The sequence below is a fragment of the Nostoc sp. CHAB 5715 genome, from assembly GCF_020829685.1.
In the GTDB taxonomy this organism is placed as follows: Bacteria; Cyanobacteriota; Cyanobacteriia; order Cyanobacteriales; family Nostocaceae; genus Nostoc.
Genome location: NZ_JAIVFR010000118.1, coordinates 1 through 11,023 on the forward strand (window position 1 = coordinate 1; position 11,023 = coordinate 11,023).

General features: G+C 41.5%; 14 protein-coding genes and 3 pseudogenes. 8 read left to right on the forward strand and 9 right to left on the reverse strand.

Going from position 1 to position 11,023, the window contains the following annotated elements:
- Window positions 1-18: 18 nt before the first annotated feature.
- The 4 genes and pseudogenes from LC574_RS08975 to LC574_RS08990 all read left to right on the forward strand — a co-directional run bounded on the left by LC574_RS08975 (window position 19) and on the right by LC574_RS08990 (window position 2,765).
- On the forward strand, window positions 19-615 hold the full coding sequence (locus LC574_RS08975; protein WP_229453047.1) for a DEAD/DEAH box helicase family protein: 597 nt from the start codon (window positions 19-21) through the stop codon (window positions 613-615).
- A pseudogene (locus LC574_RS08980) lies at window positions 603-1,754 on the forward strand (bifunctional sterol desaturase/short chain dehydrogenase); the annotation flags it as partial. The gene LC574_RS08975 and the pseudogene LC574_RS08980, both read left to right, overlap by 13 nt.
- 265 nt (window positions 1,755-2,019) lie before the next feature.
- Complete coding sequence (locus LC574_RS08985; RefSeq protein WP_229453027.1) at window positions 2,020-2,325, forward strand: hypothetical protein; 306 nt, start codon at window positions 2,020-2,022, stop codon at window positions 2,323-2,325.
- A gap of 17 nt (window positions 2,326-2,342) precedes the next feature.
- A complete protein-coding gene (locus tag LC574_RS08990) occupies window positions 2,343-2,765 on the forward strand; it encodes an HNH endonuclease (protein WP_229453029.1) in 423 nt (140 codons plus the stop codon).
- 69 nt (window positions 2,766-2,834) lie between these two features.
- Here the strand turns inward: LC574_RS08990 and LC574_RS08995 are convergent, their stop codons facing one another.
- From LC574_RS08995 to acs, 9 genes and pseudogenes are all read right to left on the reverse strand, one after another.
- Window positions 2,835-3,089 (reverse strand): hypothetical protein, encoded by a 255-nt coding sequence (locus tag LC574_RS08995; protein ID WP_229453031.1) that lies wholly within the window; start codon window positions 3,087-3,089, stop codon window positions 2,835-2,837.
- A gap of 5 nt (window positions 3,090-3,094) precedes the next feature.
- Complete coding sequence (locus LC574_RS09000; protein WP_229453032.1) at window positions 3,095-3,400, reverse strand: XisI protein; 306 nt, start codon at window positions 3,398-3,400, stop codon at window positions 3,095-3,097.
- Between the two features lie 14 nt (window positions 3,401-3,414).
- Window positions 3,415-3,546 (reverse strand): element excision factor XisH family protein, encoded by a 132-nt coding sequence (locus LC574_RS09005; RefSeq protein WP_229453034.1) that lies wholly within the window; start codon window positions 3,544-3,546, stop codon window positions 3,415-3,417.
- Between the two features lie 39 nt (window positions 3,547-3,585).
- A complete protein-coding gene (locus LC574_RS09010; RefSeq protein ID WP_094353376.1) occupies window positions 3,586-3,915 on the reverse strand; it encodes a XisI protein in 330 nt (109 codons plus the stop codon).
- A pseudogene (locus tag LC574_RS09015) lies at window positions 3,903-4,318 on the reverse strand (XisH family protein). The gene LC574_RS09010 and the pseudogene LC574_RS09015 overlap by 13 nt, the downstream one beginning before the upstream one ends.
- 128 nt (window positions 4,319-4,446) lie before the next feature.
- Window positions 4,447-5,724, reverse strand: a complete 1,278-nt coding sequence (gene ahcY, locus LC574_RS09020; RefSeq protein ID WP_229453036.1) for an adenosylhomocysteinase — start codon at window positions 5,722-5,724, stop codon at window positions 4,447-4,449.
- A gap of 179 nt (window positions 5,725-5,903) precedes the next feature.
- Entirely contained in the window at window positions 5,904-6,071 is a 168-nt protein-coding gene (locus LC574_RS09025; RefSeq protein WP_229453037.1) for a hypothetical protein, read from the reverse strand.
- 132 nt (window positions 6,072-6,203) lie between these two features.
- A complete protein-coding gene (locus LC574_RS09030; RefSeq protein ID WP_229453039.1) occupies window positions 6,204-6,491 on the reverse strand; it encodes a DUF4365 domain-containing protein in 288 nt (95 codons plus the stop codon).
- Window positions 6,492-6,617: 126 nt separating this feature from the next.
- Window positions 6,618-8,591, reverse strand: coding sequence for an acetate--CoA ligase (gene acs, locus LC574_RS09035; protein WP_229453041.1), 1,974 nt, complete (start codon window positions 8,589-8,591; stop codon window positions 6,618-6,620).
- A gap of 180 nt (window positions 8,592-8,771) precedes the next feature.
- Here acs and LC574_RS09040 point away from each other — a divergent pair, with 180 nt between their 5' ends.
- From LC574_RS09040 to LC574_RS09055, 4 genes and pseudogenes are all read left to right on the forward strand, one after another.
- Window positions 8,772-9,116, forward strand: a complete 345-nt coding sequence (locus LC574_RS09040) for a hypothetical protein (protein ID WP_229453042.1) — start codon at window positions 8,772-8,774, stop codon at window positions 9,114-9,116.
- Window positions 9,017-9,661 (forward strand): restriction endonuclease subunit R, encoded by a 645-nt coding sequence (locus LC574_RS09045; protein WP_229453044.1) that lies wholly within the window; start codon window positions 9,017-9,019, stop codon window positions 9,659-9,661. The genes LC574_RS09040 and LC574_RS09045 overlap by 100 nt, the downstream gene beginning before the upstream one ends.
- A gap of 22 nt (window positions 9,662-9,683) precedes the next feature.
- Window positions 9,684-10,433: a Uma2 family endonuclease gene (locus tag LC574_RS09050; RefSeq protein ID WP_229453045.1), complete on the forward strand. Its 750-nt coding sequence runs from the start codon at window positions 9,684-9,686 to the stop codon at window positions 10,431-10,433.
- Between the two features lie 219 nt (window positions 10,434-10,652).
- Window positions 10,653-11,023, forward strand: a pseudogene (locus LC574_RS09055) (hypothetical protein); the annotation flags it as partial.

Here is an 11,023-nt window from a genome sequence, read left to right on the forward strand (position 1 = left end):
AAGAACAAGCTGCGCTTCATGCGCCCGTACCAGCAGCGTGCGGTGCTGCGCATTCAAGACGCCGTCAAGGCTGGCAAAACCCGCTTCCTGTTCGAGATGGCGACCGGCACCGGCAAGACGCTGACCTCGGCCGCCGTCATCAAGCTGTTCCTGCGCACCGGTAACGCGCGCCGCGTGCTGTTCCTGGTGGACCGGGTCGAGCTGGAGGGGCAGGCCCACAAGGCGTTCGTCGCGCTGCTGAAGAACGACTACACATCGTCCATCTACAAGGAAAACCGTGACGACTGGCGCAAGGCCGAGGTTGTCGTGACGACGGTGCAGTCGCTGCTGTTCAACAACAAGTTCAAGCAGTTCGCGCCCACGGACTTCGACCTGGTCATCTCTGACGAAGCGCACCGCTCGATCGGCGGCAACGCGCGCGCCGTGTTCGACTATTTCATGGGCTACAAGCTGGGCCTGACGGCAACGCCCAAGGACTACCTCAAGAAATACAACGCGGCCAAACCCACCAAAGACCCGCGCGAAGCCGAACGGCGGCTGCTCTTGGACACCTACCGGACCTTTGGCTGTGACAGCGGCGAGCCCACGTACCGCTATTCGCTGCTGAGGTGTTGAGAGACAGCTACCATGCTTTGTGTCACCAAGTCAATTGGCTTGCTAAATGGCACAATAAGCACCACATGGCTTACCGCCGCGATTTATCAATAGTTTCCCTGAAAGTTTATCAAGAATCCCAACTCTATCACGACATTTTAGAATCAAGTTTACTGCTGGTGGTATTGGTAGTCATTGCCTTAATTGTCCAGCATAAGGGGTTATGGCTGGGAGTAGCTTATGGTTGCACCTTCTTGTATGGCGCGTCTGTGCGATATTTCCAGGGAAAAATTGATACAGACTACAACCACCTACCCGGCCCTTTAGAGACAATACCATCCATTTGGTGGGTGAATCGGTCTTACCATTGGCGGCATCATTTTGATGATGTCAACGCTTACTACAGTGGTGTCTTTCCCATAGTGGATAAAATTCTTGGTACAGGACTGTCTCTCAAGGGTAAAACTATCGCTTTAACCGGAGCATCAGGAGCGTTGGGACAAGCATTAGCGGCTGAACTTGTAAAGAATAATGCTAAAGTTGTGGCCTTAACCACTAATCCAGAAAAATTAGTAGAGCAAGTTGGAGTGAAGGTGGTTCCTTGGCAGTTAGGTAATGAAGCCGAACTGAGAAATAGTTTAGAGAAAGTAGATATTTTAATTATCAACCACGGAATCAATGTCTACGCCAGCCGCACCTCGGAAGCTATCAACTCTTCTTATGAGGTGAATACCTTTTCAGCATTGCGGTTGATGGATATATTTTTGACAACTGTAACAGGGCCACAAGCAAAAGCAACCAAGGAAATCTGGGTAAACACTTCTGAGGCTGAGGTTTCTCCAGCACTAAGTCCGCTTTATGAACTCAGCAAAAGAGCGCTAGGAGATATTGTTACCCTGAAGCGTTTGGATGGGGATTGTGTAATTCGCAAGTTAATTCTTGGCCCATTTAAGAGTCAACTGAATCCTTATGGAGTGATGTCTGCACAGCAAGTTGCTCGTGCTATCTTATTTTTCGCCCGGCGAGACTTCCGAAATATTATTGTGGCAATAAATCCTCTCACCTATCTGCTGTTTCCCTTAAAGGAAATTAGTACGTCGCTATACTATCGACTTTTTAGCCGGAAAGCAAAAAGTGAACAGGACTTACGCAAACAATAGCCGAAAAGAATAATTTTCTTCTTAGGGGCAATTTATGAATTGCCCTGAGTGGGTGTAGTTTTGCGTAGGCATAGCCCGCACTTCGGCTGCGCTCAGTGACCACCGCAGGCATCGCTGAGAGTAAGTACTGATTATTTAATGCTGAAAAAAGCCTATCCTTATGCACTTTTAAAATGGAAAGGTTATTCTATTGTAGATTTTGAGCAATTATTACCTTAACATAAAACACAGCTATACTATAAATTAAGTAATTATTATAAAATTTATGACTAACCAAAGAAATGCTCCTCCTGCTGTTGATTGTGCACCCCTGGAATTACAAGGTGAATTAATTGCTATGCAAGAATTAACGATTGAGGAATTATTAACTGTTGGTCAAAGTCAAGTTCCAGAAAGTCAACAAGAACTACATTTACAACTTTTAGAAAAAAATCAAAATCATCAGTTAAGTGAATCAGATAGATTATTGTTGCGATCGCTCCGAGTAAGTGCTGATTATTTAATGCTAAAAAAAGCATACTCTTATGCACTTTTAAAATGGAAAGGCTATTCTATTCTAGATTTTGAGTAATTAGTAAAGTAATAGCAGTGTCATCTATCCCTAAATCTATTCGTCAACAAGTCATTAATGAAGCTGGACATAGATGTGAATATTGCCGCACATCTAGCCGTTTAATAGGTATGCCATTAGTAATGGATCATATCTTGCCCACTTCATTAGGGGGAAGTGATGAACGAGAAAATTTATCTGCTTGTTGTTATCGCTGTAATGAATTTAAAGGAGCAAAAATAACTGCTAATGATCCTGTAACTAATGAAACTGTATCTTTGTTTAATCCTCGTCTAGAAAGATGGTTAGATCATTTTCAGTGGGCAAATGGTGGTACTCATATTATTGGGATAACTGCTAGTGGAAGGGCAACGGTTTTAGCTTTAAGATTAAACAATGAAGATATTGTACAAGCTAGGGCAATTTGGGTTAGTTTAAATTGGCATCCTCCTAATGATTAATGATGGGGATATTTTTGGTTTATTTCGCGCAAAGGAAGAAGGCGAAAATATAGTAATATTTTAAATAAGTTATAAATCGTCAAAGTCCAGTTTTCCAATTCCTGTAAAATCCTGAATTAAAGTAAAAAGTTCTTCTGTTTGCTGAAGCATTGGAGAATTAGTTTCTTTATCAATATCTCTGAGCTTTTCAATTTGCTCAAACAAAGTTCGGTCACGATACCATTGCCATTTTGTTTCACCCTCAATTAGTTCCTGTATACGGTTAAGTGAATCCTCAGCTAGTTTGAGAGCTTGAGTATGTTCTTCAGTCGAGATAAAATTCAAAAGATTTAAACAGATGCAAAACCAGTAAACTGCCTGACATAAGGCGATCTAAAACCTAAAACAATATCTGTTGTCGGCACACCTAATTCTACTAATTGATTAGCTATTCCTTCTTCAGTAAAATCGCGCTGAATCCAAATCTTTCCATCTTTGATGCTAATATGAATCGGGCATCCATACACTCGTTCTTCATCATGCCATCCCACATATACTAATAAGTAGCGATCGCGTTCTGTATCAAAGACAATTTCGGTATTTTCTAAATCTTCTTTAGGTCGCTCATTTGCATATTTATAGATGATGATTTTCACTAATTCCTAATAATCTAATTTTTCCATAATACTATCTCCTGTTTCTGAATATTAAAAACGAATAATTTGATTTCATATCGTTCTAATACACTTTTAATAAAAGAATCTATAAAAAAGTCTTGGTAGATATCTTGAGATATTGCCAAAATTATGAAAAATATCTTTTGCTGACATACAAAAAATGATTAAACCGATGCAAAACCAGTAAACTGTCTCACATGAGGTGATCTAAAACCTAAAACTATATCTGTTTTTGGTACTCCCAATTCTACTAATTCATTAGCTACACCTTCCTCTGTAAAATCGCACTGAATCCAGATTTTTCCATTGATAATATCTATATGAATCACCGAACCATAAGTCCGTTTTTCACCTTCCCAACCTAGATGAATTACTAAATAGTGATTTTTTTGATTATCAAATATTAATTGTATTTCCGTTCCCTTGGCTAAATGACTTTCTGTATGTCTTGCTAATACTGTCTGTACTAATTCAGGATAATTCATTCCTTCCATAAAATAATCTCCTCTTTGCTACTTTCAAATATCAATAATTTTAATTTATGTTCAGCAATTATTTCTTGAATCACAGATATCAGAAAAAAAGCTGTATATATTTCATAACTAATTGCTAAATATAAAATACGATCAGGTTCTTCTTTTCTTAAAATAGAACGGTAATTAATGTTTGTCCTAAAGCTGTATGAAATTCACTAATCGCTGATTTTCCCAAAAAAGATTTTATTTCAACTGCTATTTTTTCTCCTTCTTTTTCTGCTCCTAAAAGTCTTTCTACTCCTAAATCAAGACGAAATTCTATAGTATCTACTATAAATATTAAAGGATCATCAGTAATTAACCAACCATCTTTCTCTAAAGCTAACTTAACAGCATTATGAAAAAAATCTTTTGCTGACATACAAACTTACAATAACACCCTCCATCCTATTATATCCTCTCTCTCTGCCTCTGCATCTCTGCGAGAGAAACACAAAAAAAAGGGATAAGCAAAACGCCTATCCCCCAAAAAATCAACTAATCAATGTATCAAGTTCCACTTGTCCAAGAATTGATGTACTCAATTTGATCTGCTGTCAAACTATCAATCGTGATCCCAATAGCTTGCAACTTCAACCGAGCAATTTCTTGATCAACCTCAACAGGAATTGAGTGCAAACCAGGTTGCAACTTACCCTTATTCTTCACCAGGAATTCACAAGCCAAAGCTTGGTTTGCAAAACTCATATCCATTACCGCGCTGGGGTGTCCTTCAGCCGCAGCTAGGTTAATCAAGCGTCCTTGTCCGAGAACGACAACTGATTTACCATTTTTCAACTTGTATTCTTCAGTGAAAGGACGAACTTCTTTGATTTCCTTAGCTTGTGCAGCCAAGTATTTCAAATCAAGTTCCAAGTCAAAGTGACCGGAGTTACAAACGATCGCACCATCTTTCATGACATCGAAGTGTTCACCACGAACGACGTGCTTGTTACCAGTCACAGTGATAAAGATATCACCTTGGGGTGCAGCTTCTGCCATTGGCAGGACGCGGAAGCCATCCATTACGGCTTCAATTGCCTTGATGGGGTCGATTTCGGTGACGATGACGTTAGCACCCATCCCACGGGCGCGGAGGGCTGTACCTTTACCACACCAGCCATAACCGACAACAACAACGTTCTTCCCAGCCAACAAAATATTTGTGGCGCGGATAATGCCATCTAGGGTTGATTGCCCAGTACCATAGCGATTATCAAAGAAGTGCTTGGTGTCAGCGTCGTTAACGTTGACTGCGGGGAAAGTAAGAACGCCTTCTCTAAACATGGCGCGTAACCGCACAATACCAGTGGTGGTTTCTTCGGTGGTGCCAATCAAATCAGCAATTTGGTGTTGGCGTTCTTGTACCAAAGTTGCAACTACATCGCTACCGTCATCAATAATGATATTGGGGCGATGATCTAAAGCTATTTGGACGTGGCGGTTATAAGTTGCGTTATCTTCGCCTTTTTGAGCAAAGACAGGAATTTCATGATCGACGACGAGGCTAGCGGCTACGTCATCTTGAGTTGATAAGGGATTGCTAGCAATTAAAAGCGCATCTGCACCACCGGCTTTCAGAGCGATCGCCAAATGTGCTGTTTCTGTTGTAATGTGGGCGCAAGCTACAAGGCGTAAACCAGCGAAGGGTTTCTCGATAGCAAAGCGATCGCGGATTTGCCGCAAAACTGGCATTTCGCGTCCAGCCCATTCAATGCGCTGTCTACCCAAGGCAGCTAGGCCGAGGTCTTTAACCTCGTGCTTTAATCGGGGAGAAGTTGCGGTCATCAAAAGTTACCTCAAAAAATTAAAAAAAGCTACGTAAAATTTACGCACTCTATTAGGTTATTCTACTACTGCTGATTTTTGCTTGTATGAAAGCAAATCACTAGTCAATAGTCCTCAAAACTAGCTTGACGTTTGATCGGTCTAATGTCAACTTCCTCCCCAGGTTCTTCCTTTTTGTTTTATCTCCAGTCTTGATCGGCAAATTTGGAAACTAACTGATTAGTATGGTATCTGCCCCAAAAATCATCAACTCCCTGCCATAGCAGTTCTCTATTTTGTTTGATAATTTTAAATTGAGTAGAAAGGCTTGACAGAGACTTAAGACTTTCACCATTTGCAGAAACCATGTAACCTACCTCTTGAATTTCATCGATACCTACTATAGCAATCCTAAATCATTCGTGAAAAGTTAGATCCCCGACTTCTTTAAGAAGTCGGGGATCTGGACACTGAGAATTTTCACAAATCAGATAGGATTGCTATATATAAGTGGGTGCTGGATAAGATGCTAAACCCATTACATTTTCTTTTGGCACTTTCACCTTCAAACGGTTATATTTTTTAGTGTAACCTTTTCTTGTTGTCTTCACTTGTACAAAGAAATAAGGAACAGATTTACCAGCCCCTACCAACTCTACAATAAAATCAACATATTGCCATTTATCTCCTAAAAACTGCGGCTTGAAAATAGGGCCAGCATGAGAGTGAAATTCTGTCATTAATACTGTAAAAATTGCTTCGCCTCTTTGCCCTAGTGCATCTCTCATTTATAGACCTATTTTAATCGAGCCTGCTTAACAAAGGGCAGGCTGTTTTGCCTACCCTACATTATTAAGTATTGCTTTGTGTTAGTTTGTTGTTAACAGACTCCTATTTTGAGAAATTTGCATTACTTACGCGCCTTCTCGCAATTTATCCAACACGCTTCTATCTTCCAATGTTGAAGTATCCCCAGATACCTCTTGTCCGGCGGCTAGATTCCGCAGCAAGCGCCGCATAATCTTACCCGATCGCGTTTTCGGCAAAGCGTCTGTAAAGCGAATTTCTCCGGGACGCGCGATCGCACCTATTTCTTTAACAACGTGCTGTTTGAGTTCTTTACTCAGTTCTTCACTTCCCTGATAAGTGCCTTCTAATGTCACAAAAGCAACTACTTCTTCACCCTTAAGTTCATCTGGTTTACCCACTACCGCAGCTTCTGCAACTGCTGGATGCGAAACTAAGGCTGATTCTACTTCCATTGTACCGAGGCGGTGTCCTGATACATTCAGTACGTCATCCACACGACCCATTACCCAGAAGTAGCTGTCTTCATCACGTCTAGCGCCATCACCAGCAAAGTAAGTATAGTTACCATCCTTGGGCGGAATGTGTTCCCAATAGGTGCGGCGGAAGCGTTCTGGATCGCCGTAGACTGTCCGCATCATTCCTGGCCAAGGATGACGCACTGCTAGATAACCGCCTTCGTTATTGGGTACGGTGTTTCCTTCTAAATCCACAACATCTGCAATAATTCCTGGGAAGGGAAGAGTTGCAGAACCGGGTTTGGTGGGAATTGCTCCTGGTAGCGGTGTAATCATGATACCGCCGGTTTCCGTTTGCCACCAAGTATCCACAATTGGACAGCGATCGCCACCAATTACTTTGTGATACCACATCCAAGCTTCGGGGTTAATCGGTTCGCCGACGGTTCCCAGCAAACGCAAGGAAGACAGGTTTCGCGCATTGGGATGTTGTTCGCCCATCTTAATAAATGCCCGAATTGCTGTAGGTGCAGTATAAAAAACATTAACGCCGTATTTTTCAATTACATCCCAAAAACAGCCAGGATTAGAAGCACGCGGCGCACCTTCATACATCACCGTGGTTGCACCGTTGGAAAGAGGGCCGTAGACTATGTAGCTGTGTCCCGTAATCCAACCTACATCGGCGGTACACCAATATACATCTGTGTCTTGCAGGTCAAAGATCCACTTGGTGGTTATATGCGTATACAAATTATAACCAGCAGTTGTATGCACTACGCCCTTCGGTTTGCCCGTGCTGCCAGAAGTGTAGAGGACAAACAGCATATCTTCGCTGTCCATCGGTTCGGCAGGACAATCTGTTGATGCACCTTTTTGCAAATCATGCCACCAATGATCGCGTCCCCCCAACTGCATATAAGTTTCTTGTCCGGTACGCTTGACAACTAGGACATTTTCGATACTGGGAACAGCACCATCAGCTAAGGCTTTATCTACCTGTTCCTTGAGAGGGACGATCGCATCTTTGCGCCAACCACCATCAGCCGTGATTACTAGTTTAGCTTGAACATCGATTAAGCGATCGCGCAAAGCTTCGGCACTAAAACCACCAAATACCACACTGTGTGGTGCGCCAATTCTGGCACAGGCTAACATAGCGATCGCAGCTTCGGGAATCATTGGCATATATATACCAACGCGATCGCCTTTTTGTACACCCAGTTGCTTCAATACATTAGCGAACTGGCAAACTTCCCGGTGCAGTTGGGAGTATGTGAGGGTACGCGAATCACCTGGTTCTCCTTCCCAAATCAATGCTGCTTTATTTTTGCGCCAGGTAGTGAGATGTCTGTCAAGGCAGTTGTAAGAAATATTAATTTTACCGCCAACGAACCATTTAGCAAAAGGTGGTTGCCAGTCTAATACTGTATCCCATTTTTGGAACCATTCTAATTCTGTTCCAGCCAAATCTGCCCAAAATTGCTGCGGATCAGCTTTGGCTTTAGCATAGAGACGCTGATAGTCATCCAGGCTTTTGATATGGGCATTCTGCGAGAATTCCGAGGTAGGATGAAATAGGCGGTTTTCTTGGAGGATTGATTCTATAGTTGGTTGAGACATGGTTAGTTATGAGTGCGATCGCTATTAATACTAAAAACTATTCTTAGCCCAGTTGTGCTAGACATTGTTTAGATTTTCGTTAAGCGTCATTAGTCATTAGTCATTAGTCATTTGTCATTTGTCATTAGTCATTAGTCATTAGTCATTAGTCATTAGTCATTAGTCATTAGTCATTAGTCATTGGTCATTCCCCGCGTCAGAGCGTCACCCTCATCTTCCTCATCTCCCTCATCACCCTCATCTTCCTCATCTCCCTCATCTCCCTCATCTCCCTCATCTCCCTCATCTTCCTCATCTCCCTCATCACCCTCATCTTCCTCATCTCCCTCATCTCCCTCATCTCCCTCATCTCCCTCATCTCCCTCATCACCCTCATCACCCTCATCTCCCTCATCTCCCCATTCCCCACTCCCTTTTCTAAAACTATGCCACTTATTCTCGAAGCTAGCAGCCTATTTCTCAACGATGTTCATCGCTTTCTCAAACTGGAAGAACTTTCAACTGGTTCATTCACAGACTTCTTAAATCTAGAACCGTTAACAGAGTTTGAACAACAAGATTTATTGCGAATTAGAAACGACTTCCACCGTTATCTTAGGTTGGGTAAAATTTCTGAAGGTTTGGTTAAATTTATAACAATTGCACCCTTAATGCGGTTAGCTGGATTTTACGATGTGCCGATTCGGTTGACAATGGAAGATAGTATTGCGATCGCAGTTGAAGATGAAGACAGAAGAATTACCGGACGGATGGATATTTTAGCAATCAACAATCCTCAAAGTAATATTGCACCGCCTTTTTGGGTTGTGGTAATTGAAACGAAAAATAGTGCGGTTGAAGTGAGTGAAGGTTTACCTCAATTACTCACTTATGCTTTTAAAAGTTTAGATCAACAACCATCTGTTTGGGGTTTGGCAACTAATGGACTGCGTTATCAATTTGTTTATTTAAGACATGACCAGCAGCCAACTTATCAGTTAATGCCATTATTAAGTTTAAACGAATCTCCAGATGCGATTGAGTTATTGCAAGTTTTCAAATCCATCTGTAAGTTACCAAGTTTTCAGTAAATAAATTGCGGAGCGATCGCTGATGTCTGAACCTGCTACCCTAGAAATCATCTCTGATAATATTTCAAAGGACGAAGTTATTTTTCCTCCTGGCGATATACTGAGTGACGAACCACCCTTGGAAAGTGACCTACACCGAGAACAAATTGATTTACTGATTCGCATCCTGAAATTGTGGTGGCGAGAGAGGCAAGATTTTTATGCTTCTGGCAATTTGACGATTTATTACAGTCCTAACCAGAAAAAATCAGAACATTTCCGTGGCCCAGACTTTTTTGTAGTTTTGGGAACCGAGAAAAAAGACCGTAAAAGTTGGGTAGTTTGGCAAGAAGACGGCAAATATCCGAATGTGATTGTGGAAATTTTGTCAAGTTCAACCACAGCAGTTGATAAAGGTTTAAAAAAACAAGTTTATCAAGATACCTTCCGTACACCAGATTATTTCTGGTTTAACCCTGTAACAATGGAACTTCAGGGATTTCATCTAGTTGATGGAAAGTATCAAGAAATTCAATTAACTACTGATGGACGTTTGTGGAGTCAGCAGTTAGAACTTTATTTGGGAGTTTACGAAGGTAAATTAAGATTCTTCACTACTGAAAATCAATTGATACTATCATCTGAAGAATTGGCCCAACAAGAACGTTTACGTGCCGAACAGGCAGAAGAACGCGCCCAGCAGGCAGAAGAACGTGCCCAACAAGCAGAGCAAGAAATTGCTCGACTACGGGAGGTTTTACGTACACAGGGCATCGACCTAGAGAATATTTGATGATATAGGACTCCTATTTGATTTTTGAAAAAACTCCGTACAACTCGAAAGGGCTGATTCCCTACTCCCTACTCCCTACTCCCTACTCCCTGCCTACGCAAATAAGTTCAAAAATTAAATCGGATTGCTATATCAGAAAATTAATTAAAGACATTTTCAAGTTAAAATCTAGTTATCAGTGTGTAAAAAAAGCGTAATCTTCTGAAAGTAGGGCATCGTTTGCAAGCAAAAGAGATTAAGGATAAGCTAAAGTCCCTTATCGAGCAAGCCTCCTCGATAGATTATAATTTAGCGAGAAGATTAGATGAAATCAATCGTTGGGTAAAAGACATCAAGCCAGGTTCCCTGACTGCAAAACCCTTCGTCACTGCCTTTTTGCTAGAGGTAATTACGGATTCGACAATTTGGCTGATAATTAAATCCTTACCTTCAGAAGAAGAACAAAAAGCAAAGTTCGATCTGATGACACCGATTGAGAGATATTGGTATGGTTATCTATTTCCCAGATGGTTTAATGCAAGTGACTCCAAGTTTTATATTTGGAAGCAAAAATTGATGGCAGGCGAATTTAATCAGGTAGATGATGATAT

Bases quoted from the DNA above. Each gene is read 5' to 3' on its own strand.
- LC574_RS08975 (WP_229453047.1), top strand. From the start codon at position 19: ATGCGCCCGTACCAGCAGCGTGCGGTGCTGCGCATTCAAGACGCCGTC.
- LC574_RS08985 (WP_229453027.1), top strand. From the start codon at position 2,020: ATGACTAACCAAAGAAATGCTCCTCCTGCTGTTGATTGTGCACCCCTG.
- LC574_RS09010 (WP_094353376.1), bottom strand. From the start codon at position 3,915: ATGGAAGGAATGAATTATCCTGAATTAGTACAGACAGTATTAGCAAGA.
- ahcY (WP_229453036.1), bottom strand. From the start codon at position 5,724: ATGACCGCAACTTCTCCCCGATTAAAGCACGAGGTTAAAGACCTCGGC.
- LC574_RS09025 (WP_229453037.1), bottom strand. From the start codon at position 6,071: ATGGTTTCTGCAAATGGTGAAAGTCTTAAGTCTCTGTCAAGCCTTTCT.
- LC574_RS09030 (WP_229453039.1), bottom strand. From the start codon at position 6,491: ATGAGAGATGCACTAGGGCAAAGAGGCGAAGCAATTTTTACAGTATTA.
- acs (WP_229453041.1), bottom strand. From the start codon at position 8,591: ATGTCTCAACCAACTATAGAATCAATCCTCCAAGAAAACCGCCTATTT.
- LC574_RS09045 (WP_229453044.1), top strand. From the start codon at position 9,017: ATGCCACTTATTCTCGAAGCTAGCAGCCTATTTCTCAACGATGTTCAT.
- LC574_RS09050 (WP_229453045.1), top strand. From the start codon at position 9,684: ATGTCTGAACCTGCTACCCTAGAAATCATCTCTGATAATATTTCAAAG.